Below are 26,455 nucleotides of genomic sequence, written 5' to 3'. Positions count from 1 at the left end.
GGCGGATCAGGGCGCCAGGCAGCGCCCCAAGAAGTCCTCGGCCAAGCGGTAGCGGTGCAGCGCGTTGCTGCCCGACAGGCCGTGCTTGGCACCGGGATAGGTCATCAGTTCAAACGGCTGGCCGCGCTTCTGCAACGCGCTCATCAACACGGTGGAGTTGGTGAACAGCACGTTGTCATCGGCCATGCCGTGGATCAGCAGCAGCCGCGAGCGCAGGCCGTCGATATGCGCCAGCACACGCGCTTCCTCGTAGCCCTTCGGGTTGTTGCCCGGCAGGTTCATGTAGCGCTCGGTGTAGTGGGTGTCATACAGGCCCCAATCGGTCACCGGTGCACCGGCCACGCCGCAGGCATAGCTGTCCGAGGCCTTGGCCAGCAGCATCAGGGTCATGTAGCCGCCGTTGGACCAGCCCTGCACACCGATGCGCGCCGGATCAACCCAGGCCTGCTGCTTCAGCCAGGCCACGCCGCGCAGCTGGTCAGCCACTTCCACCGTGCCCTGCACGCCGTACAGCGCACCGCCGAAATCACGGCCGCGACGCGGCGTGCCGCGGTTGTCCAGCGAAAACACCACGTAGCCCTGCTGGGCCAGGTACTGGTTGAACAGGTGATCGCCACGGCCGGGCCAGCTGTTGGTGACCGTCTGCGAGGCCGGGCCGCCGTAGACGTACACCGCCACCGGGTAGCGCTTGGCCGGATCGAAGCCGGTCGGCTTGATCAGGCTGTAATGCAGCTCGGTCTTGCCGTCGGCGGCGGTCAGGGTGCCGAACTCGACCGGGCGCTGCGCATCGAGATAGCGCGCGTACGGATGCGCCGGGTCGTCCAGATTGTTCTCGACCAGGGTCGCGATCTTCTCGCCGTTGGCACGGTGCAGCGCGATCTGCGGCGGCGTGGTGGTGTTGGACCAGCTGTCCACGTAGACGCTGGCGTTGCGCGCGAAGCTGGCGGTGTGCATGCCCGGGGCCTGCGACAGGCGCTGCGGCACCCCACCCTGCAGCGACACGGCGTACAGCTGGCTTTCGCGCGGGCTGTCCATGCCGGCGCGGAAGTAGACCTTGCCAGCGTCTTCGTCCACGGCCAGCAGTTCGTCCACCGGCCAGTGGCCGGCGGTCAGCGCGGTGACGGTCTTGCCGTCATCGGAGATGCGGTACAGGTGCTCGAAACCACTGCGCTCGGACGACCACACAAAACCACCCTGCTTGAGGAAGCGCAGGCTGTTGTGCAGTGGCACCCAGGTCGGCGAGGTTTCGGTCACCAGCGTGCGCTGCTGGCCGCTGGCCAGTTCGGTCTGGATCAGTTCGAGCGTCTTCTGGTCGCGCGACTGGCGCTGGAACGTCAGGTGCTTCGGGTCGCGCCAATCGACGCGGGCCAGGTAGATATCGGGGTTGCGGCCGAGGTCGATCCAGCGCGGCGTGGCGTTCCGGCGCGGCGCGATCACGGCCAGTTTGACGGTGACGTTGTGGTCGCCGGCGGCCGGGTAGCGCTGCTCGATCATCTCGGTGCGGTCGGCATACATCTCGTAGCGCTTCTGCACCGGCACCGGCGATTCGTCGATGCGGGCGAAGGCGATCGCCGAGTCATCCGGCGCCCACCAGTAGCCGGTGTGACGGTCCATTTCCTCATCGGCGACGAACTCGGCCACGCCGTTGCCGATGGTGTCGCTGCCATCGCCGGTGAGCTGGATCTGCTGGCCGCTCGCCAGATCGATCACCCACAGGTTGCGGGCGCGCACGAAGCTGACGAAGCCGCCCTTGGGCGAGAGCTTGGCATCGGTGGCGAAACCTTCACCGTGGGTGAGCTGGCGCACCGCGGCCTTGCCCTGCTTGCCCAGGTCGTACAGGTACAGCTCGCCGCCGAGCGGGAACAGCAGGGTGCGCGCATCCGGCGACCACTGGTAATCCACGATGCCGGTCATTGCGGCGATGCGCTGGCGCTCGCGGCGGGCCTTCTCGGCGTCGCTCAGGGTTTCCGTGCCGGGCAGCACCACCTTGGAATCGACCAGCAGGTGGGTCTGGCCGCTGGCGATGTCGTACGCCCACAGGTCCAGCTGATTGCGGTCCGCATCCTTGCCGCGCAGGAAGCTGACCTGCGAGCCATCCGGGGCCACCTTGGGTTTCATCAGGGTCGGGCCGGACAACGGCAGCGGGCCGGTGATGGCATCCAGGGTCAGTTTTTCAGCGTGGGCGATCGAGGTCGAGGCGAGCATCAGGGCGAGCGAAGCAAACAGGTGGCGCATGGAGGGTTCCGGGAGCGTCTGGGCAGTCCCCGGCCAGGAAAACGGCACGGGGAACGCTTCATCCTAACCAAAACCGCTCCGATCGTGCCGGCGATGGCGGGTATCCTGCCGCGCCAAGCGTGCCGGAAAGCCGGCCAGCGGCCGGCATGACCGGGCAGGCGACCAACGCGTCAGCGCTGGCCGAACAGGTGCTTGCGCTCTTCCTCGCTGAGCGGCTTGCCGGCCTCCGGATTCACCTTCTCGCGCAGGGCATACGCGCGCTGGGTGGCCGGACGGGCGGCGATCGCGTCATGCCAGCGCTTGAGGTTCGGGAAGGCGTCAAAGTCCACCGGGAGCGTGTCGTAGGCCCCGATCCACGGGTAGCTGGCCATGTCGGCGATGCTGTAGTCATCGCCGCCGAGGTAGGCACTCTGCGCCAGGCGCTTGTCCATCACCCCGTGCAGGCGACGCACTTCGTTGTTGTAGCGCTCGATCGCATAGGGAATCTTTTCGGGCGCGTAGACGTTGAAATGGCCCATCTGCCCGCTCATCGGGCCGAGCCCGGCCATCTGCCAGAACAGCCATTCCAGCACGGCCACGCGGCCGCGGGTGTCGGCCGGCAGGAAGCGGCCGGTCTTCTCGGCCAGGTACAGCAGGATCGCGCCGGACTCGAACACGCTTTGCGGGGCGCCGCCGTCGGTGGGCTGGTGGTCGACCAGGGCCGGCATCTTGTTGTTGGGTGAGATCGCCAGGAAGGCAGGCGTGAACTGGTCCCCGGCGCCGATGTTCACCGGCTCGATCCGGTACGGCAGCCCGGTTTCCTCCAGCATCAGCGTGACTTTGTGGCCATTGGGGGTAGGCCAGTAGTACAGATCGATCATGGCGAGGGCTCGCGAAGAGAGAATCCCGAGTCTAGTCCGTCACTCGGCTTGGCAGGGTCAAGCCGGACCGTTACGCTGCGCCGTCCCCGCAACGCAGCATTCCAGCATGAGCTCGACCTCGAAATCCCCGAACGCCCTGTCCACCCTCATCTTCGCCTCGCGCTGGCTGCAGGTGCCCCTGTACCTCGGCCTGATCCTGGCCCAGGGCGTCTACGTGTTCCTGTTCGGCAAGGAACTGTGGCACCTGCTGCACCAGGCCAACCAGATGGGCGAGCAGGAAATCATGCTGCTGGTGCTGGGCCTGATCGACGTGGTGATGATCTCCAACCTGCTGGTGATGGTGATCGTCGGGGGTTATGAAACCTTCGTCTCGCGTCTGCGCCTGGAAGGTCATCCGGACCAGCCGGAGTGGCTGAGCCACGTCAACGCCAGCGTGTTGAAGGTAAAGCTGGCGCTGTCGATCATCGGCATCTCCTCGATCCACCTGCTCAAGACCTTCATTGGTGCCGGCAACCTGGGCGCCCTGCCCGCCTGCAACAGCGAGGCGTACCTGAAGGCCGTCGCCGCCGTGGGCGATGTCATCAAGTGCTCCACGATGACCTCCGACGGTGTGATGTGGCAGACCATCATCCATGGCGCCTTCATCCTCTCGGCGATCGGCATCGCCTACACCGACAAGCTGATGAGCGGCACGCCAAGCAAGGCACTGTCTCACTGAGGCTTGCACGGCAGCGGCGGCATCGGTGAGGATGCCCCCTGCCCTGGCCGCCTGGCCCCCGGGCCGGGCGGGGTGATGCTAGATTGCACACCTGCGGGTCCGCCGTGGACGTCGGGAAACGTCCATGGTCTTCGGTCGGCCTGACCGCATCAGGCCCTACGTATCGTCGTCTTCAAAGGGGAGTTGGATGTCGCACGTCAAGACTCATGGCCCGGCGCGGCTGTTCGCGCCGATGATCCTGCTGGTGGCCCTGTCCGCCTGCTCGGGCAAGGACGAGACCGCACCGGCGACGCCGGCGGCCCCTGTGGCCCCCACTGCTGCCCCGGCCGCACCGGCGGTGTCGGCCAAGGTCCAGTCGATGGGCACCGAGGAACTGCGCGAGCTGGCCAGCAAGGCGCTGCGCGAGAACCGCATGTACGCCCCGGCCGGCGACAATGCCATCGAGTACTACCTGGCGCTGCGCGACAAGACCCCGGATGACGCCTCGGTCAAGAGCGCGCTGACCGATCTGCTGCCCTACACCCTGATCGCCGCCGAACAGAACCTGGGCCGCGAGGACTTCGGAGAGACCCAGCGGCTGGTCGCGCTGATCGAAAAGGTCGACCCGACCGCCCCGGCGCTGCCGCGTCTGAAGCAGGGCATCAGCGGCAGCATGCAGACCGCCCTCAAGCGCACCCAGGAAGAGACCGACAAGGTCAAGAAGGACGCCGAGACCCGCGCCAAGCAGCTGGTCGAACAGCAGCGCCTGGCCCAGCAACAGACCACCGAAGCCGAGGCCGCACGCCAGATCGCCGCGCAGCAGGAAGCCGCGCGTCGTGATACGCAGGATGCCGAGCGCCAGGCCACCGCCCGTCGCGAGGCCGAACAGCGCCAGCAGCAGGCGGCTGCCCAGCAGGCTGCGGCCACCCGCCAGGCCGCCGTCGCACCGAGCCTGCGCCCGGTCAGTACGCCCGCTCCACGCTACCCGGCCGACGCCCTGCGCTCGGGCACCTCGGGCGAGGTGCTGGTCGAACTCACGGTCGGCACCGACGGCTCGGTGACCGCCGCCCGTGTGCTGCGCGCCACCCCGGCCCGCGTGTTCGATCGCGAAGCACTCAACGCGGTCAAGCGCTGGAAGTTCGAGCCGGTCGGTGCACCGGTCACGACGCGCCGTACGCTTGCCTTCGCACCGGAAGGCGGCTGATCGCGGCGTCACGTTGGATGAGGAAAGGCCCGGAGCGATCCGGGCCTTTTCTTTAACGGGGACGGGGGTGGTTAATAACGGGGACGGAGGTAGTTAAGCGCGCTTCTCCTACGGCTGCGTGCACCACAGGCCTAGCTCTTTTTCCTGCGTGGGTCTGCAAGGTAACGGTTCGCCATCAACGTTGCCGACCATGCCCCGTTCCGCTCGCTTGGTTCTCCCTGGCATCCCGCTTCACGTCATACAACGTGGGGTCAATCGCGCTGCACTGTTCATCGACGATGAAGACCGGCGTCACTACCTGCGCCTGTTGCGCAATGCCTGCCGCAAGCAGGCGGTTGCCATTCACGCGTTCGTGCTGATGGGCAACCACGTCCATCTTCTGATCACACCGTCTACAGCGGAGGGGCTGGCCCCAACCATGCGGCAGTGTGGGCAGAACTACGTGCAGTACTTCAACAAGCGACATGTGCGGAGCGGTACGTTGCTGGAGGGCCGGTTCAAATCCTGCCTGGTGGATTCCGATGGTTACTTGTTGATGGTGCATCGATACATCGAGCTGAATCCGGTACGGGCCGCGATGGTAGCGTTTCCAGAGGAATATCGATGGTCCAGCGTTCGGGTGTACCTCGGCCTTGAGCACAACCCGATGCTGACACCACATCCCTGTTACACCCTCCTGGGCCCTACGCCGGAAGCGCGTGCGAATGCGTACAGCGAATGGCTGCGGGCCAGCATTCAACCAGACGAACGAGAGCGGATCGTGGCCTACGTCGCGCAGGAGCGCGCGTTGGGCAGCCCGCGCTTCCAAGACATGGTTGGGCGGGCATTGCAGAGGTCCGTGGTCTGCAGGCCTGCGGGAAGACCGGTCAAGGAGACCGGCGACCAGCAGACCATCGGTCAGCGTCCCGGGACCGCCTGACACCACCGAATTAACTACCTCCGTCCCTGTTATTAACTACCTCCGTCCCCGTTAAGAAGAAGGGCCCCTTTCGGAGCCCTTCGTGCATCAACCCGAAATCGCCAACCGCTCCTGGTGGTAGCGACGCACCGCCGCGTACCAGAACAGCGCCGCCAGCCCGAAGCCCGCGCCGAGGTAAACCGCCCACATCTGCGGGCTGATCGCTTCGTGGCGGATGATCTTGAGCAGCATCTGGTTCTGCGCCAGGAACGGCACCGCGAACTGCCACAGCTCACTCTTGATCGGGTACACCATCAGCGCATACCCCGGCAGCATCGGCAGCAGCATCAGCCAGGTCATGTGGCTCTGGGCTTCTTTCATGCTCTTGGCGGCCGCCGAGAGGAAGGTCAGCAGCGAGGTGCCGATGAACAGCATCGGCAACATGATCAGCAGCATCTGCAGCATCGGCAGGAAGCCCATGTTGAGCTGCCGGCCTACCCCGCCGGAAGAGAGCTGCGCGCTGATCTTGAAGGCCGCCAATGTCAGCAACAGCGACGCCACACCGACAGCGCAGGCCGCAGCGATCTTGCCGCTGACGATCGCACTGCGCGGTGCCGGAGTGGCGAGCAGCGGCTCCAGCGATTGCCGCTCACGTTCGCCGGCCGTGGTATCCATCACCAGGTAGGCGCCGCCCAGGAACGAGGTGATGGTCAGCAGGATCGGCAACAGCACCGACAGCATCATCCCGCGCTTGGCTTCGGCGGTCGCCAGGTCCTGCGCGGCAACGTCCAGCGGTCGCGCCACCTGCGCATCGATGCCACGGGCAAGAAGGCGCAGCGCACCGACCTGCTGGCTGTAGCCGCCCAGTGCCGCTTCCAGGCGGCTGCTGGGAATATCGGCAGCGCGGCGGGTGCTGTCCTTGATGATCTCGACCAGCGCCGGGCGGCCGTCGGCCCAGTCCTTGCCGAAGTCCGGGCTGATGCGCAGCGCCACATCGATCCGCTGGCTGCGGATCGCCTCGGTGAGGTCTTTCGGTGCCTCGGTCGCATTCAGACCCTGCGACGCCAGAAAACGCACCAGATTGGGGGCATGCTCGCCGCCGATCATCGGAATTTCCAACGGCTGCTCGATCTGCGTCTTCACCCGGCTTTCGGCCAGTTTGCTCATGCCCAGGATCAATACCGGGTACAGCAACGGCCCCAGCAGCAGCGTCAGCGCGAGCGTGCGACGGTCACGGGAGAGATCGCGCAGTTCCTTGCGCATCACGGTCAACAGCGTGGCGAACGAACTCATGCGTGCAATCCTTCTTCAGTCCCGATCGCCTTGACGAAGGCATCTTCCAGGTTGCTCTCCCCGGTCTGTGCGCGCAGCTCATCGGCGCTGCCGGCGGCCATCACCGTGCCCTGCGCGATGATCACCACGTGGTCACACAGCGCCGCCACCTCCTGCATGATGTGGCTGGAGAAGATCACGCAGCGGCCTTCGTCGCGGAGCCCGCGCAGGAACCCGCGCAGCGCGCGCGTGGTCATCACGTCCAGCCCGTTGGTGGGCTCATCCAGGATCACATTGCGCGGGTCGTGCACCAGCGCGCGGGCGATCGCGGTCTTGGTGCGCTGGCCCTGCGAGAAACCTTCGGTCTGACGGTCGAGGATGTCATCCATCTCCAGCGCCGTGGCCAACACCTTGGTGCGCTCACGGATCCGCGCCGCGCTCAGGCCGTGCAGCTGGCCGAAGTAGGCGATGTTCTCGCGCGCGGTCAGGCGCTTGTAAACCCCGCGCGCGTCCGGCAGGACCGCCAACTGGCGACGCACTGCGACCGGGTCCACCGCCGCGTCGATGCCATCGACCAGCACGCGGCCCTGATCAGGTTTCATCAGCGTGTACAGCATGCGCATGGTGGTGGTCTTGCCGGCACCATTGGGACCGAGCAGGCCGGTGATGCGGCCGTCTTCGGCCTGGAAGCCCACGTTCTGGACGGCCTGGATCAGGCCGGTCTTGGTCTTGAAAGCTTTATGCAGGTTCTCGGCGACGATCATGCGCGCCTCTCCCCGGTGCGGTACGAAGTACGGTTCATGGGGCCCATCCATTGAACGAGGTGAATGCCGGCACCGGGCTGAGGGTATCCAGGCAGGTGGCGTCGAGCGACTTGGCGTCGGCCGTGTCGATGAACTGCCCGAGGATGCGCGGCATGCAGCCGGCGTTGATCGTGCCGTGGCCCTGCCCCTTGGCGAGCAGGTGACGGCCGTTGGGCAGCTGCTTGACCACCTGCTCGGCGTAGCGCGGCGGTGTGACCGGATCGAACTGGCCCGACAGCAGCAGCACCGGCAGCGTCGAGGCGAACGGCGCGGTGAAATCCTTTGGTCGCGAACCGGCGTTCCAGGCCGGGCACGCGGCGAAGAACATGCGCGCCACTTCCGGGCCGAGCACGCGGTCGCCCTGCGCACCTTCCTGGTAGCGATCAGCATCTTCGGCGCACAGCACCGACCACTGCATGCCCCGGTTCATCTGCACGCCGAGGGTGCGGCTGGCCATCTTGCTCAGCGACATCAGCGGCGCATAACGGCCCTGTGCAGCTTCATCCAGCATGACCGGCAGCAGCGAGGACAGCTCGGGCATGTACGAGAACATGAACGCCAGGGCGGTGACCGAATCGGCGGTCAGTACGCCATGCTCTGCCTGACCGGTGCCCGGGTTGCGGTAGTCGACCTCGACCGGCGCCTTGGCCAGGGTCGCCATGACGTTGCGCAGCTGCGTGCGGGTATCCACCGGGAAGCGCTTGGCGCAGATCGGATCCTGGCGGCACTGCGCCGACTGCAGGCTGATCGCATCTTCGAAGGTGTTGGCGAAGTCACCGCCAACCACCAGATCGTTCGGCACCACCCCATCGATCACCACCGTGCGGGTGTGCTGCGGGTAGCGCGCGGCGTACTGCTGTGCCACGCGGGTGCCGTAGGAGCCCCCGACCAGGTTGACCTTGTCCACGCCCAGCGCCTTGCGCACCGCATCCAGATCACCGATGGCCTCGGTGGTGGTGTAGAAGCGGGTATCGGCGCGGCCGGTCAGCGACTGCGCGCACTGGTGGGCGTAGTCCTCGATCAGCGTGCTGCTCGGCGCCGCATTCTCGTCCAGCGGCAGTTCCTTGCCCTGTGCATCCAGGCAGCTCAGCGGATTGGACTTGCCGGTACCGCGCTGATCGATCAGGAAGATGTCGCGCTGCTTGCGCACGTCGCGCAGTGCCATGTTGACCGGTGCGGCAACCTCCGTCGCGGCCTGGCCCGGGCCACCGGCGACGAAGAAGACGGGGTCGCCGTTGCCCGCGCCATCGTTGCCGGCGCCCAGCCAGGCGATGTTCAAGCCGATCTTGCGACCGTCCGGTGACGCCGGGTTCTCCGGCACCTGCAGCGTGGTGCATTGGGCTTCGACATTCGCGCTGGCCTGCGCGCTGGTCAGGGTGCAGGGCTGGAATGCCAGCGTCCCGTAGAGGCGCTCTGCCGCTTTGGGCGTCGCCTCCGGGGCAGCCTGGCAGGCAGCCAGCAGCAGGACTGCTGCGCTGGCCAGGGGACGGCAGGGAAGTCGCATGGTCGATCTCGTCCTGGAGTGAAGGGTCTCAGCATGCCATGACGACCGGGCGGCGCGGATGTGACTACACGCGTTGAGGCCGCCGTTGCGCCCGGTGCACGAAGATCTTCCTGTGGACCCGCCGAGCGGCGTCAGTCCACCAGGATCGCCGCTGCGCTGATGGTGCGGTCGCGCCCCTCGGCTTTGGCACGGTACAACGCGGTATCGGCGTCGCCGAGCAGGCGTGCGATGTCGTCACGGCCCGCATCGATGGCGAGGCCGATGCTGGCCGTGACCGGCACCAGCAGGCTCTCCACGCGGGCCGGTGATTCGCGCAGCGAACGCCGGATCCGGTCCGCACACTGCAGTGCCTGCGCGGCATCGGCTCCGGGCAACACCACAACAAACTCCTCGCCGCCATAGCGCCCGAGCAGGTGCTCGCGGTCGGCCACGCAGCCGGCCAGCACGTCGGCCACATGCCGTAGCACCGCATCGCCCGCCAGATGCCCCCAGCGGTCGTTGATCTGCTTGAAGTGGTCCACGTCCAGCAGCAGCAGGGCCAGCGGCCGCGGCGTGCGGCGCACCGCCTGCAACAGGTTCGCGCCATCAGCGAGCACGGCACCGCGGTTGAGCAGGCCGGTCAATACGTCGGTGCGCGCCAGCCGCTGCAGATCGACCAGCATCCGTTCCACCAGCAGCAGCACCAAGGCGAAACAACGGGCCAGCTCCAGTATCAGGCCGGCCAGATACGTGGCGAATACCGGCGAACCAGCGCGCATGATGTCCTCGCCCGCATCCGGCGCCACCGGCAGGAACAGGCGTACCAGGTACAACAGGGCCTGCGCGGCGAACACCGCCGCTGCCAGCCGGCAGCTGGTGCGCTGGGCAGGCGGCGCGTGGCGCAGCAGCAACCACGCCATCCAGGCGTTGAGCAGCACCGCGAATACACTGAACGCATTCAGCCGGATGACCAGGCTGGGATGGACCACCAGGAAAAAGGCGATGGCGCCGAGATAGGTGGCGGCCAATGCCAGCGGCTCCCACCCGGGCAGCCGGCGGCCCAGATGGCGCGCCACGCCATACAGCATGAGGAGACCGGACAGCGCGACGGCGAGGTTGCCGACGAGGATGCCCGCAACCTGCGGCAGATGGGGCCGCAGCGCCACCAGCGTCAGGCTGACCGAGAGCATCCACAGGCTGGCCGTCCACAGCCGCAGTGCCGGTTGCCGCCGCAGTACCAGCAGCAGCAGTGAAAAGCCCATGGCGATGCCCAGGCACAGCAGGAAGCCGAGCACGGCGATGGTGGGGAAATCCAGGGGCATCGGGTCAGCCAGGCGGAAGCGGCGCGCGGCGCATCTTACCTCCCGCTGCGCGCCGATGCCGCTGGCGGCCCTGCCCTGAGGCACGGCTGCCGGGGGACTACTTACTGCTGACGTACTTCTCGCGCCGCACCTGCGGCGTGGGCAGGCCGGCGTCTTTCAGCGCCTCGAACGTCGCATCGACCATGTCCGGGTTGCCGCACAGATAGGCGATATCGGTGGCCGGGTTCGGGGCGAATTCGGCCAGATGCTGCTGCACGTAGCCGTGGCGCACGTCCGGATGGGGGTTCTCCGGCAGCTCGCGGGACAGGCACGGCACGTAGCGGAAGCCCGGATGGGCAGCCGCGAAGGCATAGAAGTCCTCGCTGTAGAGCAGTTCGGCCGGCGTCCTGGCACCCTGCAGCAGGACCACCTCCACCCCGCGCTCGGCCATGGCGGTCGCCAGCAGCGGCAGCATCGACCGGTACGGGGTGACCCCGGTTCCGGTGGCGATCAGCAGGTAGCGGGCGTTGTGGTCGCCCGGCTGCAGGCAGAACCGGCCGAACGGGCCGCTGGCGCTGACGTGACCCCCGATGTCCAGGCCCTCGAACAGGGCCGTGGCGGCGCCGCCGGGGACGAAACTGACCGCGATATCGACCGCGTCGCCCGCGCCGAGCGCATGATCATGAATGGTCGCCAGCGAGTAACTGCGCTTGGTGGCAGTGCCGTCGGCGTACTCGAAATGGACCTGGATGAACTGGCCGGGCTGGAAATCCAGCGGCTGGCCGTCATCACGCAGGAACTGGTAATGGCCGATGGTGGGCGCCAGCATGCGCCGGTCGACCAGTTTGAGGGGGAATTGGGCAGGCACGACGTTTCGGGACAGTGTGTAGCCGGGGCGAGCCCTCGGGGTCTTCTATAATAGCCGCTCCCCGCCCCTATCCAGCGCCAGCCCTTAGGCGCGAAGGCAAGAGCTTGGCTTCCCAGAACACTCCCGCGCCCACCGCCGCGCCCGCCCTGCGGGTGCGTGACCTCCGCAAAACCTATGACAACGGCACCCAGGCGCTGAAGGGCGTCTCCCTGGACGTGGCCCCGGGCGACTTCTTCGCCCTGCTGGGCCCCAACGGCGCCGGCAAGTCGACCCTGATCGGCATCATCAGCTCGCTGGTGAACCTCAGCGAAGGCCAGGTCGAGGTATTCGGCAGCGACCTGGTGCGCAACCGCAGCGCCACCATGCGCCTGATCGGCCTGGTCCCCCAGGAGATCAACTTCAACCTGTTTGAAAAGCCCTTCGACATCCTGGTCAACTACGCCGGCTTCTATGGCGTGGCGCGTGCCGAGGCCGAGAAGATGGCCGAAGAAGAGCTCAAGCGCGCCCACCTGTGGGAGAAGGCGCAGGTGATGAGCCGCACCCTGTCCGGCGGCATGAAGCGCCGGCTGATGATCGCCCGCGCGATGATGACCCGCCCACGCCTGCTGATCCTGGATGAGCCGACCGCCGGCGTGGACATCGAGATCCGCCGCGACATGTGGCGCGTGCTCAAGGAGATCAACGCCGCCGGCACCACGATCATTCTCACCACCCATTACCTGGAAGAAGCCGAGCACCTGTGCCGGAACCTGGCCATCATCAATCACGGCCAGATCGTCACCCAGGGCCCGATGCGCGAACTGTTGGCCAAGCTGGACGTGGAAGGCTTCCTGTTCGACATCGACGGCAGCCTGCCGGCCCAGCTGCCGGAGATCGACGGCGCGATCCTGATCGCCACCGACAGCCACACGCTGGATGTGGACATGCCGCGTGCGATGGACCTCAACCGCGTGTTTGACGCCTTGAACGCCGCCGGTATCCGGGTGCGTTCGATGCGCACCAAGAGCAACCGCCTGGAGGAGCTGTTCGTGCGCCTCACCGGCAACCAGGAGAACGTGGCATGAGCAGTACCCCGACCCCGGTCCTGACCGACGGCCAGCGCAACCGCATCGCCCTGATGACCATCGTGCGCCGTGAAGTGGCGCGCATCCTGCGCATCTGGGGCCAGACCCTGGTGCCGCCGGCGATCACCATGACCCTGTACTTCCTGATCTTCGGCGGGCTGATCGGCTCGCGCGTGGGCGAGATGGGCGGCTACAGCTACATGCAGTTCATCGTGCCGGGCCTGGTGATGATGAGCGTGATCCAGAACAGCTACGGCAACATCAGCTCCTCGTTCTTCGGCGCCAAGTTCGGCCGCCACGTGGAAGAGCTGCTGGTCAGCCCGATGCCGAACTGGGTGATCCTGTGGGGCTATGTGTCCGGTGCGGTGCTGCGCGGCCTGATGGTCGGCGTGATCGTGCTGATCATCGCGATGTTCTTCACCCCGGTGCGCATCCCGCATCCGCTGGTGACGCTGACCACGGTGCTGCTGGGCGCGACGATCTTCTCGCTGGCCGGCTTCATCAATGCGGTGTACGCCAAGAAGTTCGATGACGTGGCGATCGTGCCGACCTTCATCCTGACCCCGCTGACCTACCTGGGCGGCGTGTTCTATTCGGTGAAGCTGCTGCCGACGTGGGCCGAAGCGGCCACGCACGCCAACCCGATCTTCTACATGGTCAACGCATTCCGCTACGGCCTGCTGGGCACCAGCGACGTGCCGCTGTGGGTGGCCTACGCGCTGATGATCGGCTTCGTGGTCGCACTGACCGCGCTGGCACTGTGGCTGCTGAAGCGTGGTGTGGGGATGCGCAGCTGATGCGCATCCTGATCCTCGGCGCCGGCGGCACCGGCGGGTACTTCGGTGGTCGCCTGGCCCAGGCTGGCGTGGACGTGACCTTCCTGGTGCGCCCGGCGCGCGCGGCGCAGCTGGACGCGGCAGGGCTGGTGCTGCGCAGCCCGCTGGGCGATGCGACGTTCCCGGTCAAGCACGTCACCGCCGAGGCGCTGCCCGCACTGGCGAGCGCCGAGCCGTTCGATCTGGTGATCCTGAGCTGCAAGGCTTACGACCTGGCCAGTTCGATAGAAGCGATCGCCCCGGCGGTCGGCCCGCGCACCACGGTGCTGCCGATCCTCAACGGGCTGCGCCATTACGCCGATCTCGATGCGCGCTTCGGCCGCGACGCGGTGCTGGGCGGGCTGTGCTTCATCAGCGCGACCAAGGCCGCCGACGGCGCGGTGGTGCACTTGGCGCCGGCGGCCAAGCTGACCTTCGGCGAGCGCGACGGCACCGGCAGCAGCGCGCGCGTGCTGGCGCTGGCGGCGGCCTGTGTGCAGGCCGGGGTGGACCACGTCGCCACCGATACCATCGGCCAGGAGCAGTGGATCAAGTACACCTTCCTGACCACGTTGGCGGCGGCGACGTGCCTGATGCGCGCCGATGTCGGCACGATCGTGGCCACCGATGACGGTGCGGCGATCGTGCGCGGACTTTACGACGAATGCGTGGCCGTTGCCGAGGCGGCTGGCGAGCCGATTCCGGCCAAGGCACGCGAGATCGCGCTGACCGCGACCACCCAGGCCGGCTCGGCCTTGAAGGCCTCGATGCTGCGCGATCTGGAGGCCGGCCAGCAGGTGGAGGCCGGGCATATCGTCGGCGACATGCTGGTGCGTGCACGCGCAGCCGGACAGGCGGCGCCGCTGCTGGCGGTGGCCTATGCGCACCTGCAGGCCTACCAGCAGCTGCGCAGCGCCTGAGCACGATGCCTACCGCGCCGCCCGCCCGCGTGCTGGTGCTGGGCCTGGGCTACAGCGGCCGGCATCTGGCCGCGCTGCTGCACGCGCACGGCGTGGCCTGCAGTGGCACGGTGCGTGATCCGGCGAGTGCGCCGGAGGATGGGCTGCTCCGCCACCGTCTGGTGGCAGGCGAACCGATCAGCGCGGGCCTGTGCGAGGCAATCCGCACGGCCGAGGCCATCGTCTGCGCCGTGCCACCGGATGCAGAGGGTGACCCGGCCCTGCGCCTGCTCACCGATGCGCTGAGTGACAGCCCTGCCCTGCGCTGGGTGGGCTATCTCTCTTCGACCGCGGTGTATGCCGACCGCGCTGGCGGCTGGGTCAACGAGGCGTCCACCGCCGATGCGACCGATGAGACCGCCCTGAAACGTCTATACGCGGAACAGCAGTGGCAGGCCCTCGCGCAGGCCCGCGGCATCGCCTCGGCGATGTTCCGGCTGCCGGGCCTGTACGGGCGCGGGCGCAATGCGCTGGTGCAGCTGGCGCAGGCCAAGGCAAGGCAGGTGGTGCGGCCGGGGCAGGTGTTCAACCGGCTGCATGTGGAGGACCTGGCCAGCGGGTTGCTCGCGGCAATGCAGCGCCCCGAAGGCCATGCGCTGTATCTGCTCAGCGATGACGAACCAGCGCCGTCACAGGATGTGCTGGCGTACGCAGCGGTGCTGAGTGGGCTGCCGCTGCCTGCCGCGCAGGCGTGGGACGCACCGGAGGTGGCCGCCTCCCTGCGCCGCTTCTACACCAGCAACAAGCGCATCGATGGCCGCGCCACGCGCGCGGCACTGCAGTGGCAGCCGCGTTTCACCACGTACCGCGAAGGACTGGACGATGCGTGGGCCCACGGCGACGGACGCCCTGCGCTGCGGTAGCCCACGACCGGTACCTACCTTCTCAGGCCGCGTCAGGCAACCGGAAGAACGCGCGCGTAGCCGCCGTCGCATTGGCGGCCGTGGTCGCCACGTCTTCCCCACGATCGCGGGCCAGCTCTTCAACAATGTGCGACAGGAACATCGGCTCGTTGCGACGGTCCTTCGGCAGCGGCTTGAGCGTGCGCGGCAGCAGGTACGGTGCGTCGGTCTCGATCATCAGGCGGTTGGCCGGGATGTGCTTGACCAGCTCACGCAGATGGGCGCCGCGGCGCTCATCGCACAACCAGCCGGTGATGCCGATGTACCAGTCCTGGTCCAGGTAGTCGAACAGTTCCTGGCGCTCGCCGGTGAAGCAATGCACCACCGCCGGGCCGAGCTTGCCGTCGAAATTCTTCATCTGCGCCATGAAATCGGCATGGGCGTCACGCTGGTGCAGGAACAGCGGCTTGCCGTTCTCGGCGGCGAGCTGCAGCTGGCGCTCGAAGGCACGGTGCTGCGCCGGGCGCGGCGAGAAATCACGGAAGTAGTCCAGCCCGCACTCGCCCACGGCGACCACCTCGGCATGGGCGTGCAGCGCGCGCATTTCCGCGTCGCATTCGTCGGTGTATTCCACCGCATGGTGCGGGTGCACGCCCGCGGTCGCGTACAGAAACCCCGGATGCTGGCGGGCCAGATCCAGCGCCATCGGCGAATGCTCGCGGCTGGCGCCGGTGATCACCATCTGCACCACCCCCGCCTCGCGCGCACGCGCCAGCACGGCGTCGCGGTCGCGATCAAAGGAATCGTGGGTGAGGTTGGCGCCGATATCGATCAGTTGCATGGGGCTGCTGCAGGACGGGAAACCCGGCCATTGTACCTGCGCCCCGGCAGGCTCAATCGGACGCCCCGCGCGCGGGGCGATCATGGCGCTCCCACCGCGTAGGCAGGCCGAACGCTGCGCAGTCGCGGCACGTCAGCGCGCCGTCGGCGGTGGCGTCGAAACGCAGGCGGCGCGCGGCATCGTCGTCGCAATCAGGGGTGTCATCGAGCAGCAGCGCGAAGCCATCCGTCCGCCGGCACAACCCCAGAATGTCCTTGCGACGGTCCAGCGTGCTGCCCGCCAATGCCTTCAGCGTGATGTAAGCCACATCGTCGGCCAGCTGCAGGCTCGGATACACCGCTTCGCGCAACGTGCCATCGGCCAGTGCGCGCTGGATCGCAGCGTCATCGCTCAACCCCACCGGCAGGTAGCGCGCCTGGATCTGCGCCCGCACGAGCACGGCCCAGTGGTTGCCATCGTAGGGTGCGTGCAGCGCCGTGTCCGCCTCGGCGGTGGCCAGCTCGGCAGCGATGGCAGCGAACGGCGCCATGGCGCCTGCGATCAACAACGACAGCACGCGTAGAGCGCAGCGCATCGGGGTATCCATGGGGTCAGGGCGGCACAGGGGAACACGCCCGCCGCGCGCTGGCAATGCGCTGCGCAGCGGACGCCGTATCCTTGTGCCATGAGCCCCCCGATTCTCCCCATCTCCACACTGCTGCCGCAGATCCTGACCACGCTGGAGCGCGGCACGCGCCTGGTGCTGGAAGCGTCACCGGGCGCCGGCAAGACCACCCAGGTGCCGCTGGCTTTGCTGGATGCGCCATGGCTGGAAGGCCGGAAGATCATCATGCTGGAGCCGCGCCGCGTGGCCGCCCGCAGCGCCGCGCAGTTCATGGCGCGTCAGCTGGGCGAGAACGTCGGTGAGACCGTCGGTTACCGCATCCGCTTCGAGAACAAGATCTCCGCTCGTACCCGTGTCGAGGTGGTGACTGAAGGCATCCTCACCCGGATGCTGCAGGACGACCCGCTGCTGGAGGGCGTGGGCGCGCTGCTGTTCGACGAATTCCACGAACGGCATCTGGCCGCTGATCTGGGCCTGGCCCTGGCGCTGGACGTGCAGTCGCAGCTGCGCGAGGACCTGCGCATCGTGGTGATGTCGGCCACGCTGGATGGCGAGCGACTGGCGCAGTTTCTCGATGCGCCGCGCCTGAGCAGCGAGGGCCGCAGCTTCCCGGTGACGATCGCGCATTTCCCGTCCCGCCGCGACGAGGCGCTGGAACCGCAGGCACGGCGAGCGGTGGAGCAGGCCTTGGCCGAGCATCCTGGCGATGTGCTGGTGTTCCTGCCCGGCCAGCGCGAGATCGCGCGCGTGCAGACCGCGCTGCAGTCCGTGCTGGATCCGGCCGTGCAGGTACTGCCGCTGCATGGCGAGCTGCCGGTGGACCAGCAATCGCAGGTGCTGCAGCCCGATCCCGGCGGTCGGCGCCGCGTGGTACTGGCCACCAACGTGGCCGAGTCATCGGTGACCCTGCCCGGCGTGCGGGTGGTGATCGACGCGGGTCTGGCACGCGAGCCGCGTTACGACCCCAACAGCGGTTTCGCGCGCCTGGACGTGGTGAACATCGCGCAGGCCTCGGCCGATCAGCGTGCCGGCCGTGCCGGCCGTGTCGCCGAGGGCTGGGCGTGGCGCTTGTGGCCGCAGTCGCAGCGGTTGGAGGCACAGCGTCGGCCCGAGATCGCGCAGGTGGAACTGGCCTCGCTGGCACTGGAACTGGCTGCCTGGGGCAGTGACGACCTGCGCTTCGTCGATACACCGCCGGCCGGTGCACTGGCCGCCGCGCGTGAACTGCTGCAGCGCCTGGGCGCGCTCAGCGACAGCGGCACACTGACCCCGCTGGGCCGGCGCATGCTGACCCTCGGCACGCATCCGCGCCTGGCGGCGATGCTGATGGCGGCAGGCAGGGGTGTCGAGCAGGCCCTGGCCTGCGATCTGGCCGCGCTGGTGGAAGCGCGCGATCCGCTGCGCCAGGGCGGTGATGCGCTCGCCACGCGGTGGCGGGCGCTGGCGGCGTTCCGCCAAGGGCGGGCACCCCACGACGCCAACCGCGGCGGCCTGGCCACGATCGATGCCGCCAGCAAACAGTGGCGGCGACGCCTGCGCTGTGATGCCGCGCCCCCTTCCTCAGTCGAAGCGCATCAGCTCGGCGACCTGCTCGCACATGCGTTCCCGGACCGGGTCGCCGCCCGCCACCCGACCGATCCGCTGCGCTACCTGCTGGCCAACGGCCGCAGCGCGCGCTTGTTTGATCCCAGCGACCTGCGCGGTGAGCCGTGGCTGGTTGCCGTTGAACTGCGCTATGAGGCGCGCGACGCATTGCTGCTGCGCGCCGCGCCGGTGGACGAGAACCGCCTGCGCCGTGACTTCCCGGCGCGCTTCACGCAGGAGGACGTGGTGCGCTGGGACGGGGAGAAGCGTGCGCTGGTCGCGCGGCGCGAAACCCGTTTCGATCGCATCGTGCTGGACAGCCGCTCGGCCGGTCGCGTGGATCCCGCGCATGCCGCGAGGGCCCTGACCGAGGCCGTGGCCGAACTCGGGCTGGAGGCACTGCCGTGGACGGACGGCCTGCGCCAGTGGCAGGCACGGGCGCTGGCCGTGCGTGCGTGGATGCCGGAGCTGGCGTTGCCGGACGTCTCCGATGCAGCGTTGATGGCGACGCTGCCGACCTGGCTGACGCCCGCGTTCAATGGCAAGACACGCCTGGATGCCCTCGACGAATCCAGCCTCGGCGAAGCGTTGAAGTCACCACTGCCGTGGGCGCAACGCCAGCTGATCGATCGCCACGCCCCGGTCCGCATCACCGTGCCCTCCGGCATGGAGCGCCCGATCCATTACGCAGTGGATGCCGACGGCATCAGCCCGCAGGCGCCGGTGCTGGCGGTCAAACTGCAGGAGCTGTTCGGCCTGAGCGATACCCCGCGCATCGCCGACGGCCGCATTCCGTTGACGCTGCACCTGCTGTCCCCTGGCGGCCGCCCGCTGCAGGTCACCCAGGACCTGCGCAACTTCTGGGCGAACACCTACGCCGAGGTGAAGAAGGAAATGAAGGGGCGGTATCCCCGGCATCCGTGGCCGGACGATCCGTGGACGGCGAACGCGACACACCGCGCCAAGCCGCGCGGCACGTGAGCAGCCCGCCCCCTTCCTCACCCGATGCGCGCATTCATGGCTGTCACCTGACCATCGCCGGGCACGTGGCTCGCGCAGCGCAAGGAACCGGCTACAGTCGTGATCCGGTCGTAGCAAATGGATAACACGCCCTACACGGCCACCGCGCGACACTGGATCAGAACCTTTAGGCAAGGACCCCCCATGAGCAGATTGACTGTGATTACCGACCGCGCCCTCGAGCGTGCCCTGGACCTCGCCAGCACCGCCGGTGACGGCCTCAAGCATGCCGGCAGCAACCTGCGTCACTTCGGGCCGCAGGCCACCGACTGGATCAAGACCGGTGCCGCACTCGGCGCGGTCAAGACCGGCAGCAAGGTCGCCGCCAAGGTGGTGCGCCGCAATCCGGCCGTGACCATCGCCGCCGCCGCTGTCGGCGTGGGGCTGCTGGGCTACGCGCTGTACCGCAAGCAGCAGAAGAAGAAGCTTGCCAACGGCGGCGTGGTGAACGGCCAGGCGCAGCGCATCAGCGCACGCAACCGCCGCAACGAGACCGTGGTGGACGAAACCAGCGATATCGGCAGCGACGCCTGATTCGCTGACGCGTTACCGCACGTGCATCGAAACCGCCGGTCGCTACCGGCGGTTTTTTAGTATCCGATCTCGCGCCATTGGCCGGGTTGAAGATCGCCGATCGCATGCGCGCCCATTGAGACACGCACCAGGCGCAACGTGGGCAGTCCGACCGCCGCGGTCATGCGTCGCACCTGCCGGTTGCGGCCTTCGCGCAGCGTGATCGCCAGCCACGCATCGGGCACCGTCTTGCGGAAACGCACCGGCGGCGTGCGCGGCCACAGCTCAGGCGACGGTTCCAGCCGTTCGACACCGGCCGGCAGCGTTGGCCCATCGTTGAGCAGCACGCCACGGCGCAGCGCCTGGACCTGCTCATCGGTCACCGTGCCTTCCACCTGCACCCAATAGGTTTTGTCGGCCTTGTGCCGCGGATCGGTCAACTGGTGTGCGAGGCCGCCGTCATCGGTGAGCAGCAGCAGGCCTTCGCTGTCGTAATCCAGCCGGCCAGCCGCGTACACCGCCGGTGGCAGCCCGAAACCGGCCAGGGTCGCGCGCGGCGGCTGGCTGCGGTCGGTGAACTGGCACAGCACGTTGAACGGTTTGTTGAAGGCGATCAGCATCGAGGCAACAGCGGCGGTGGGATGGCCCATTGTCCCATCCCCGTGCCGCCGCCGCGATCCGCGGCGAACGTCAGCCGATGATCTTCATTTGAGCAGGACGCGCGGGCGGTCACCCGCGCGGGGTGTCTTACTTGCCCGGCTTCACGAAGCGCAGCGTCATGCGGTCGCTTTCGCCGATCGCCTGGTACTTGGCCTCATCGGCCGCGTCATGCTGGTTGGTCGGCGGCAGCGTCCACACACCGTTCGGGTAATCCTTGGTGTCGCGCGGGTTGGTGTTGATCTCACTGCTGCCAGCCAGTTCGAAACCGGCCGCCTTGGCCATCGCGATCACCTGCTGCTGGCCTACGTAACCGGTCTTGTCGTCTGCCGGTACATCGGCCTTGGCGCGGTGTTCCACCACGCCGAGCACGCCGCCCGGCTTGAGCACCGAGAAGAAGCCCTTGAACATGCCTTCGGCCTGGCCGCTGCTGCGCCAGTTGTGCACGTTGCGGAAGGTCAGCACCACGTCCGCCGAGTTGGCCGGGCCGAACACCGGTGCCTTCGGGTCATAGGCCACAACGCGGCTCTTGCCGAACACCGCGGCGTTGCCGGCGAACTTCTTGTCCAGCCCATCGCGGCTGCGCTGCTGGTAGTCGCGGCCCCGTCCCTCCGCCACGGCCATCGGGTCGACCACGGCGGCGACGTACTGGCCCTTGTCGTGCAGCAGCGGCGCCAGGATTTCCGAATACCAGCCGCTGCCCGGGGTGACTTCGATGACGGTCTGCCCCGGTGCGACGCCGAAGAACGACAGCGTCTGCGCCGGATGGCGATACGCATCGCGCTTGACGTTGGCCGGATCGCGGCGGCTGTCCTGCACGGCCTTCTGCACGGCCGGGGTGATCGCGACCTGCGCGTTCGGGCCGGCGGGCTTGATCGCCATCGCGGGCGTGGCAAGCATCAGGGTGGAAACAGTGAACAGGCAGGCACAGGTCAACGAACGGGCTTTCATCGGCGAGCTTCCGGTAGCGGGATGCCGCGAGACTAGCAGCGAAGCGTGTACAGGTGTTCACAAAACGTTAGTGCGACGCAGCAATCCGGAACACTGTTTTGTGCCTGCTGCCCCAACGCTGTCACCACGCCGGCCGTATCCTGTGGAAACGATTCCCAGGGAGAACATCACCCATGACTGCTACGCGCGAACTCGGTCGTTCCGGCCTCCATGTCGCCCCCATCGCCTTCGGCGGCAATGTCTTCGGCTGGAGTGCGGACGAGAAGACGTCCTTCGCCCTGCTCGATGCCTTCGTTGATGCCGGCTTCAACCTGGTCGACACCGCCGATGCATATTCGGCATGGGTGCCCGGCAACCAGGGCGGCGAATCGGAAACCATTCTGGGCCGCTGGTTCAAGCACAGCGGCAAGCGCGACAAGGTCGTGCTGGCGACCAAGGTCGCCAAGTGGGCCGAGCGCCCTGGCTTGTCCGCTGACAACATCACCGCCGCGGTGGAGGATTCGCTGCGCCGCCTGCAGACCGATGTGATCGATCTGTACCAAGCGCACGAAGATGATGAAGCCACCCCGCTGGAGACCACGCTGGCCGCGTTCGGCCGCCTGATCGAACAAGGCAAGGTGCGCGCGATCGGTGCCTCCAATTACAGCGCCGAGCGTCTGCGCGATGCCTTGAGGGTATCGGCCGACTACAAACTGCCACGCTATGAAACGCTGCAGCCGGAGTACAACCTGTACGACCGCGCCGGTTATGAGGCCGGGTTGGAAGCGGTGGTGCGCGAGGCGCAGCTGGGGGTGATCAGCTACTACTCGCTGGCCAGCGGCTTCCTCAGCGGCAAGTACCGCAGCACTGCCGACGCGGGCAAGAGCAGCGCGCGCGGCCAGAGCGTGGTCGACAAGTATGTCAATCCGCGCGGCCTGCGCATCCTGGGCGCGCTGGACGATGCGGCCAGCACGCATGGTGTGAGTCCATCGCAGGTGGCGATCGCGTGGTTGATCGCGCGCCCCGGCATCACCGCACCGATCGTGAGTGCGACCAGTGTCGAGCAGTTGAAGGAGGTGCTGGCGGCCGCGAACGTCGCGCTGTCGGCGCAGGATGTTCAGCAGCTGGATGACGCCAGCGCCGAACAGGCCTGAGCCCAGAGGTCTTTGCCACGGACAGCCGCCGCAGGGCGGTTGTTTCCGTTTGGGGCGGGCGTTCCGCTCCCGGACCGGCCGAGCCCCTGATGTTATCGGCTGGCCCGGCTGTCCTCGGCGACGAGCGCGTGGTGCATGCTCACCCCGGCGCGCACGCCTTCGGCGCTGGCCAGGCTGATATTGCCCACCAGCGTTGCATCGCCCGCCGCGTAGATGCCGGGCACGCTGGTCTGCTTGCCCGCGTCGACCTGGATGAGCACGCCGATCGGGCTGTCCTCCAGCGCACAGCCGAGCTGCTCGACCAGCGGTGCCGCCATGTGCTGCCGGGCGGTGACGAACAGCGCGCGCAGTTCAACCCGGCGGCCATCGGCGAGCACGGCGGCACTCAGGGCTGGCGCCTCGCCTTCCAGGCCAACCACCGCCGCATGCTCGATGCTGACCCCGCGGCGCTGCAGCGCGGCCAGGTCGTCGGCCTCCAGCGTCATGCCGTGCGCGAACAGGGTGACGTCGCCCCAGTCGGCGAGCAACGCGGCCATGGTGGCGGACTTCTCATGCCCGCCCAGCAGCCCGATCGCGCCGCCGCCGATTTCGTAGCCGTGGCAGTACGGGCAGTGCACGACGCTGTGGCCCCAGCGCTCGGCCAGGCCGGGCAATTCGGGCAGTTCGTCGCGGATGCCGGTCGCCAGCAGCAGCTTGCGCGTGGCCCAGCTGTCACCGTTTTCGGTGCCGACCACAAAGCCATCCACGGTTGGTTGGGCGGTGGTGACCGTGTCACTGATCCACCGCACCGTGGGGTAGTCCAGCAGCTGGGTCTTGGCGTTGCGCAGCAGCTCGGCGCCGGCGATGCCGTCCTGGCCGAGCACGCCGTGCGAATGCGCGGCGAAGCGGTTGCGCGGCAGGCCGCTGTCGATCACCAGCACCTCGCGGCGGGCGCGCGCCAGGATCAGGGCGGCGGACAGGCCGGCGAAACTGCCGCCGACGACAATCGCATCAAAGGTCATGGGGAACTCCTGCAGCGTGGTGGGCCAGATGGCGGGCGAAGGCCTCGCCCAGGGTGGCCAGGGTGGTGTCCTGCAGGCGGGCCTCGAGCAGGGCCTGGGCCTGGCGGTAACTGTCGTCGAGCGCGTCGTTGACCACGCGCTGCACCGGGCAGCCGCGCCCGGTCTCGCGGGCGCCGGTGTGCAGCAGCGCAGGCGCACCGATGGCCACGTACACGTCATACAGCGTGATCTGCGCCGGTTCCCGGGCCAGCTGGCTGCCGCCGCCATGGCCACGCACACTGGTGACCAGCCCGCCCTTGTGCAGAGCGGACAGCAGGCGCCGGATCACCACCGGATGGGTTGGCAGGCAGGTGGCGAGCTGCTCGGAGGTGCGCGGGCCGTCCTGGCCGACCAGATGGGCCATCACGTGCAGCGCGTCGGAGAACTGGTTGCTGGATTTCATGTAACTACGATAGTTACATAATAGTTGCCTGTCCAGTCCTGTTTCGTTCCATGTGTGACCAATTTTCATCTACACGCCGTCATCACAACGTTTAATGGAACGGTAACCGTGATTGGCATCGCACTTCAGCCTGCTTTAGGCAGACCGATACCGCATTGCCCTTCCCCACTTTTCATTTCCCATGACGTCCTCCGCACCGGCGCATCCACGCGCCCTGAGTCTTCAGTTCAAACTGCTGGGCGCGCTGTCGCTTGGCCTGATCATCATCGTCCTCGCCGCCCTGGCCGGGCTCGGTTCGGCGTGGCGCAACCTCTCCACCGAGGTCCCTCCCGAGCTTGCCCGCAAGGCACAGGCCGAGCTGCTGCAGCGCGAGTTCCGCCTGCAGGTGCAGGAGTGGAAGAACGTATTGATCCGCGGGGCGGACGACGCACAGCGCGAACGCCACCTGGCGGCATTCGATGCGGAAGGACGCCGCATCGCCGAATTGGCGGGCACACTCGCCACCAGCCGCGACGAGCAGACGCGCACGCTGGCCAGCCAGTTCGTGACCGAACATCGTGCCCTTGAGGCCCGCTACCGCGGTGCGCTGGAGGCGTTTGCCGCCAGTGGCTATGACACCCAGGCGGCCGATGCGCTGGTACGTGGCGCGGACCGCAGCGTTGGGACCACGCTGGACGCGCTGGCGACACGCGCCAACGAACGTGCCGAATTTGAAACCAATGCCACCTCCGAGCGCGCACGTGCCGCGCTGGTGGCATCGGCGATCACGACGGCGCTGGCCGCCGCGGTACTGCTGGTGGTGCTGGCGCTGTGGCTGCGACGCGCGGTGATCGCACCGGTGATCGCGGTGGAAGCGGCCGCCCGTGCCGTCGCACGCGGCGATCTGGAGCACACGGTGGTGGTGCGCAGCCGCGACGAGATCGGCCGTCTCGGCACGGCGATGAGCGAGGTGACCCAGACCCTGAAGGCCGTACTGACCGCCCAGGCAACGATGGCCCAGCGCCATGACGCCGGCCAGATCAGCTACCGCATGGATGCCGACGCGCTGCCCGGCGCCTATGGTCAGATGATCCGCGAGAACAACACCCTGGTCGCCAACCACATCCAAGTGAAGCTGCGCGCCATCGAGATCATGGGCCGCTATGCGGTCGGTGACCTGTCGCTGGACATGGAACGCCTGCCCGGCGAGAAGGCGGTGATCACCCAGGCACTGGACACGGCCAAGGCCAACCTCGGCGCGATCAATGCCGAGATCAAGCGACTGGCCGAAGCGGCGGCGTTGGGTGATTTCAGCCTGCGTGGTGATCAAGCGCGCTACCAGCACGATTTCGGCGAGATGGTCGGCGGCCTCAACCGCCTGATGCAGACCACCGAGCAGGATCTGGGCGAGGTCTCACGCGTGCTGCAGGCGATTGCCGGCGGGAATCTCAGCGCGCGCATGCACGGCGATTTCCACGGTGTGTTCGCGCGCATGCGCGACGACATGGCCCGCACCACCGGCCAGCTGACCACCATCGTTGGCGACATCAAGCATGCGGCCCAGTCCATCCAGACGGCCGCGGGCGAGATCGCCGCGGGCAACAGCGATCTGTCGCGCCGCACCGAGCAGCAGGCAGCGAATCTGGAAGAGACCGCCGCCTCGATGGAAGAGCTGACCTCCACCGTGCGTCAGAATGCCGAGCACGCGCGACAGGCCAACCAGCTCTCGATCAGCGCCGCGTCCGTCGCTTCGCAGGGCGGTGAGGTGGTCGGCCAGGTAGTCACCACCATGAGCGCCATCCAGCGCTCGTCGCGGCAGATCGCCGAGATCATCAGCGTCATCGACGGCATCGCCTTCCAGACCAACATCCTGGCGCTCAACGCCGCCGTGGAAGCGGCGCGCGCCGGGGAGCAGGGCCGTGGTTTTGCGGTGGTCGCCAGCGAAGTGCGGACGCTGGCGCAGCGTTCGGCCGGTGCGGCCAAGGAGATCAAGGCGTTGATCGATCAGTCCGTGGCCGATGTCGACAGCGGCGCAGCGCTGGTGCGGCAGGCCGGGCAGACCATGGGCGAGATCGTCGGCAGCGTGCAGCGCGTCACCGACATCATGGCCGACATTGCCGCCGCGTCGCAGGAGCAGTCGGCCGGCATCGAGCAGGTCAACCAGACGGTGGTGCAGATGGACGAGACCACGCAGCAGAACGCGGCCTTGGTGGAGGAAGCCTCCGCGGCGGCGCGCAGCATGGAAGAGCAGGCCGTCGCCTTGAATGCGGCGGTGGATGTGTTCGTGCTGGATGCCGGGCGCGGGGCGGTGAGCGGATTGGCGCGCGCGGCGTGATGCAGCCGTAGTGGGCGGCCCCCGCCCGCCCCAACCCGCGGTGGGGGGGGCCCCCAAAACCAAACCCCCGAGATACAACAAACACAAAAAACCA

General features: G+C 67.7%; 24 protein-coding genes. 11 read left to right on the top strand and 13 right to left on the bottom strand.

Going from position 1 to position 26,455, the window contains the following annotated elements; translation table 11 throughout:
- Positions 1-6: 6 nt before the first annotated feature.
- On the bottom strand, positions 7-2,235 hold the full coding sequence (locus ABE463_RS06725) for a S9 family peptidase (protein WP_346467622.1): 2,229 nt from the start codon (positions 2,233-2,235) through the stop codon (positions 7-9).
- A 170-nt stretch (positions 2,236-2,405) separates the two neighbouring features.
- The gene (locus ABE463_RS06720) at positions 2,406-3,095 is read right to left on the bottom strand and encodes a glutathione binding-like protein (RefSeq protein ID WP_346467621.1); all 690 of its coding nucleotides are present in this window, start codon (positions 3,093-3,095) and stop codon (positions 2,406-2,408) included.
- Between the two features lie 106 nt (positions 3,096-3,201).
- Between ABE463_RS06720 and ABE463_RS06715 the strand changes: the two genes are divergently transcribed.
- From ABE463_RS06715 to ABE463_RS06705, 3 genes are all read left to right on the top strand, one after another.
- Complete coding sequence (locus ABE463_RS06715) at positions 3,202-3,813, top strand: TIGR00645 family protein (protein WP_121040802.1); 612 nt, start codon at positions 3,202-3,204, stop codon at positions 3,811-3,813.
- A 187-nt stretch (positions 3,814-4,000) separates the two neighbouring features.
- Entirely contained in the window at positions 4,001-4,996 is a 996-nt protein-coding gene (locus ABE463_RS06710) for an energy transducer TonB (RefSeq protein WP_259261999.1), read from the top strand.
- Positions 4,997-5,186: 190 nt separating this feature from the next.
- Complete coding sequence (locus ABE463_RS06705) at positions 5,187-5,915, top strand: transposase (RefSeq protein WP_346467620.1); 729 nt, start codon at positions 5,187-5,189, stop codon at positions 5,913-5,915.
- A gap of 87 nt (positions 5,916-6,002) precedes the next feature.
- Here the strand turns inward: ABE463_RS06705 and ABE463_RS06700 are convergent, their stop codons facing one another.
- The 5 genes from ABE463_RS06700 to ABE463_RS06680 form a co-directional block, all read right to left on the bottom strand.
- Complete coding sequence (locus ABE463_RS06700) at positions 6,003-7,187, bottom strand: ABC transporter permease (RefSeq protein WP_121040808.1); 1,185 nt, start codon at positions 7,185-7,187, stop codon at positions 6,003-6,005.
- Positions 7,184-7,930 (bottom strand): ATP-binding cassette domain-containing protein, encoded by a 747-nt coding sequence (locus ABE463_RS06695; RefSeq protein WP_259261997.1) that lies wholly within the window; start codon positions 7,928-7,930, stop codon positions 7,184-7,186. The genes ABE463_RS06700 and ABE463_RS06695 overlap by 4 nt, the downstream gene beginning before the upstream one ends.
- Positions 7,931-7,964: 34 nt before the next feature.
- Positions 7,965-9,473 carry an alpha/beta hydrolase gene (locus tag ABE463_RS06690; protein WP_259261996.1) on the bottom strand — a complete coding sequence of 503 codons (1,509 nt, stop codon included), beginning with the start codon at positions 9,471-9,473 and terminating at the stop codon, positions 7,965-7,967.
- Between the two features lie 131 nt (positions 9,474-9,604).
- Positions 9,605-10,774, bottom strand: a complete 1,170-nt coding sequence (locus ABE463_RS06685) for a GGDEF domain-containing protein (protein WP_346467619.1) — start codon at positions 10,772-10,774, stop codon at positions 9,605-9,607.
- Between the two features lie 97 nt (positions 10,775-10,871).
- The gene (locus tag ABE463_RS06680) at positions 10,872-11,621 is read right to left on the bottom strand and encodes a ferredoxin--NADP reductase (protein WP_346467618.1); all 750 of its coding nucleotides are present in this window, start codon (positions 11,619-11,621) and stop codon (positions 10,872-10,874) included.
- 104 nt (positions 11,622-11,725) lie between these two features.
- Here ABE463_RS06680 and ABE463_RS06675 point away from each other — a divergent pair, with 104 nt between their 5' ends.
- The 4 genes from ABE463_RS06675 to ABE463_RS06660 are packed head-to-tail and all read left to right on the top strand — an operon-like array spanning position 11,726 to position 15,322.
- Positions 11,726-12,685: an ABC transporter ATP-binding protein gene (locus tag ABE463_RS06675; protein WP_121040818.1), complete on the top strand. Its 960-nt coding sequence runs from the start codon at positions 11,726-11,728 to the stop codon at positions 12,683-12,685.
- Positions 12,682-13,482, top strand: coding sequence for an ABC transporter permease (locus ABE463_RS06670; RefSeq protein ID WP_019185458.1), 801 nt, complete (start codon positions 12,682-12,684; stop codon positions 13,480-13,482). Before ABE463_RS06675 ends, ABE463_RS06670 begins: the two co-directional genes overlap by 4 nt.
- On the top strand, positions 13,482-14,420 hold the full coding sequence (gene panE / locus ABE463_RS06665) for a 2-dehydropantoate 2-reductase (RefSeq protein WP_346467617.1): 939 nt from the start codon (positions 13,482-13,484) through the stop codon (positions 14,418-14,420). The genes ABE463_RS06670 and panE overlap by 1 nt, the downstream gene beginning before the upstream one ends.
- A 5-nt stretch (positions 14,421-14,425) precedes the next feature.
- Positions 14,426-15,322 (top strand): NAD-dependent epimerase/dehydratase family protein, encoded by an 897-nt coding sequence (locus ABE463_RS06660; RefSeq protein WP_346467616.1) that lies wholly within the window; start codon positions 14,426-14,428, stop codon positions 15,320-15,322.
- A gap of 22 nt (positions 15,323-15,344) precedes the next feature.
- On the opposite strand, the gene ABE463_RS06655 is transcribed toward ABE463_RS06660, so the two are convergent.
- Both ABE463_RS06655 and ABE463_RS06650 read right to left on the bottom strand, forming a co-directional pair.
- The gene (locus ABE463_RS06655) at positions 15,345-16,142 is read right to left on the bottom strand and encodes a TatD family hydrolase (RefSeq protein WP_346467615.1); all 798 of its coding nucleotides are present in this window, start codon (positions 16,140-16,142) and stop codon (positions 15,345-15,347) included.
- A gap of 52 nt (positions 16,143-16,194) precedes the next feature.
- Entirely contained in the window at positions 16,195-16,716 is a 522-nt protein-coding gene (locus tag ABE463_RS06650; RefSeq protein ID WP_346467614.1) for a hypothetical protein, read from the bottom strand.
- A gap of 90 nt (positions 16,717-16,806) precedes the next feature.
- Between ABE463_RS06650 and hrpB the strand changes: the two genes are divergently transcribed.
- Complete coding sequence (gene hrpB / locus ABE463_RS06645) at positions 16,807-19,311, top strand: ATP-dependent helicase HrpB (protein ID WP_346467613.1); 2,505 nt, start codon at positions 16,807-16,809, stop codon at positions 19,309-19,311.
- A 183-nt stretch (positions 19,312-19,494) separates the two neighbouring features.
- Complete coding sequence (locus ABE463_RS06640; RefSeq protein ID WP_123729857.1) at positions 19,495-19,884, top strand: hypothetical protein; 390 nt, start codon at positions 19,495-19,497, stop codon at positions 19,882-19,884.
- A gap of 56 nt (positions 19,885-19,940) precedes the next feature.
- Here the strand turns inward: ABE463_RS06640 and ABE463_RS06635 are convergent, their stop codons facing one another.
- On the bottom strand, positions 19,941-20,483 hold the full coding sequence (locus ABE463_RS06635) for a pseudouridine synthase (RefSeq protein WP_346467803.1): 543 nt from the start codon (positions 20,481-20,483) through the stop codon (positions 19,941-19,943).
- A 127-nt stretch (positions 20,484-20,610) separates the two neighbouring features.
- A complete protein-coding gene (locus ABE463_RS06630) occupies positions 20,611-21,420 on the bottom strand; it encodes a methyltransferase (RefSeq protein WP_259262074.1) in 810 nt (269 codons plus the stop codon).
- A 224-nt stretch (positions 21,421-21,644) separates the two neighbouring features.
- Here ABE463_RS06630 and ABE463_RS06625 point away from each other — a divergent pair, with 224 nt between their 5' ends.
- Positions 21,645-22,604, top strand: a complete 960-nt coding sequence (locus ABE463_RS06625; RefSeq protein WP_346467612.1) for an aldo/keto reductase — start codon at positions 21,645-21,647, stop codon at positions 22,602-22,604.
- A gap of 92 nt (positions 22,605-22,696) precedes the next feature.
- Here the strand turns inward: ABE463_RS06625 and ABE463_RS06620 are convergent, their stop codons facing one another.
- Both ABE463_RS06620 and ABE463_RS06615 read right to left on the bottom strand, forming a co-directional pair.
- Positions 22,697-23,605 (bottom strand): NAD(P)/FAD-dependent oxidoreductase, encoded by a 909-nt coding sequence (locus ABE463_RS06620; protein WP_346467611.1) that lies wholly within the window; start codon positions 23,603-23,605, stop codon positions 22,697-22,699.
- A complete protein-coding gene (locus tag ABE463_RS06615) occupies positions 23,595-24,047 on the bottom strand; it encodes an Rrf2 family transcriptional regulator (protein WP_346467610.1) in 453 nt (150 codons plus the stop codon). The genes ABE463_RS06620 and ABE463_RS06615 overlap by 11 nt, the downstream gene beginning before the upstream one ends.
- A gap of 181 nt (positions 24,048-24,228) precedes the next feature.
- Here ABE463_RS06615 and ABE463_RS06610 point away from each other — a divergent pair, with 181 nt between their 5' ends.
- The gene (locus tag ABE463_RS06610; protein WP_346467609.1) at positions 24,229-26,361 is read left to right on the top strand and encodes a methyl-accepting chemotaxis protein; all 2,133 of its coding nucleotides are present in this window, start codon (positions 24,229-24,231) and stop codon (positions 26,359-26,361) included.
- Positions 26,362-26,455: the final 94 nt, after the last annotated feature.

This window comes from Stenotrophomonas sp. TWI819 (assembly GCF_039673075.1).
In the GTDB taxonomy this organism is placed as follows: Bacteria; Pseudomonadota; Gammaproteobacteria; order Xanthomonadales; family Xanthomonadaceae; genus Stenotrophomonas; species Stenotrophomonas rhizophila_B.
This window is presented reverse-complemented; position numbering and strand designations above follow the sequence as displayed.

Coding starts and splice junctions, on each gene's coding strand:
- ABE463_RS06725 (WP_346467622.1), bottom strand. CDS start 2,235: ATGCGCCACCTGTTTGCTTCGCTCGCCCTGATGCTCGCCTCGACCTCG.
- ABE463_RS06720 (WP_346467621.1), bottom strand. CDS start 3,095: ATGATCGATCTGTACTACTGGCCTACCCCCAATGGCCACAAAGTCACG.
- ABE463_RS06715 (WP_121040802.1), top strand. CDS start 3,202: ATGAGCTCGACCTCGAAATCCCCGAACGCCCTGTCCACCCTCATCTTC.
- ABE463_RS06710 (WP_259261999.1), top strand. CDS start 4,001: ATGTCGCACGTCAAGACTCATGGCCCGGCGCGGCTGTTCGCGCCGATG.
- ABE463_RS06705 (WP_346467620.1), top strand. CDS start 5,187: ATGCCCCGTTCCGCTCGCTTGGTTCTCCCTGGCATCCCGCTTCACGTC.
- ABE463_RS06700 (WP_121040808.1), bottom strand. CDS start 7,187: ATGAGTTCGTTCGCCACGCTGTTGACCGTGATGCGCAAGGAACTGCGC.
- ABE463_RS06695 (WP_259261997.1), bottom strand. CDS start 7,930: ATGATCGTCGCCGAGAACCTGCATAAAGCTTTCAAGACCAAGACCGGC.
- ABE463_RS06690 (WP_259261996.1), bottom strand. CDS start 9,473: ATGCGACTTCCCTGCCGTCCCCTGGCCAGCGCAGCAGTCCTGCTGCTG.
- ABE463_RS06685 (WP_346467619.1), bottom strand. CDS start 10,774: ATGCCCCTGGATTTCCCCACCATCGCCGTGCTCGGCTTCCTGCTGTGC.
- ABE463_RS06670 (WP_019185458.1), top strand. CDS start 12,682: ATGAGCAGTACCCCGACCCCGGTCCTGACCGACGGCCAGCGCAACCGC.
- panE (WP_346467617.1), top strand. CDS start 13,482: ATGCGCATCCTGATCCTCGGCGCCGGCGGCACCGGCGGGTACTTCGGT.
- ABE463_RS06660 (WP_346467616.1), top strand. CDS start 14,426: ATGCCTACCGCGCCGCCCGCCCGCGTGCTGGTGCTGGGCCTGGGCTAC.
- ABE463_RS06655 (WP_346467615.1), bottom strand. CDS start 16,142: ATGCAACTGATCGATATCGGCGCCAACCTCACCCACGATTCCTTTGAT.
- ABE463_RS06650 (WP_346467614.1), bottom strand. CDS start 16,716: ATGCGCTGCGCTCTACGCGTGCTGTCGTTGTTGATCGCAGGCGCCATG.
- hrpB (WP_346467613.1), top strand. CDS start 16,807: ATGAGCCCCCCGATTCTCCCCATCTCCACACTGCTGCCGCAGATCCTG.
- ABE463_RS06640 (WP_123729857.1), top strand. CDS start 19,495: ATGAGCAGATTGACTGTGATTACCGACCGCGCCCTCGAGCGTGCCCTG.
- ABE463_RS06635 (WP_346467803.1), bottom strand. CDS start 20,483: ATGCTGATCGCCTTCAACAAACCGTTCAACGTGCTGTGCCAGTTCACC.
- ABE463_RS06630 (WP_259262074.1), bottom strand. CDS start 21,420: ATGCTTGCCACGCCCGCGATGGCGATCAAGCCCGCCGGCCCGAACGCG.
- ABE463_RS06625 (WP_346467612.1), top strand. CDS start 21,645: ATGACTGCTACGCGCGAACTCGGTCGTTCCGGCCTCCATGTCGCCCCC.
- ABE463_RS06620 (WP_346467611.1), bottom strand. CDS start 23,605: ATGACCTTTGATGCGATTGTCGTCGGCGGCAGTTTCGCCGGCCTGTCC.
- ABE463_RS06615 (WP_346467610.1), bottom strand. CDS start 24,047: ATGAAATCCAGCAACCAGTTCTCCGACGCGCTGCACGTGATGGCCCAT.
- ABE463_RS06610 (WP_346467609.1), top strand. CDS start 24,229: ATGACGTCCTCCGCACCGGCGCATCCACGCGCCCTGAGTCTTCAGTTC.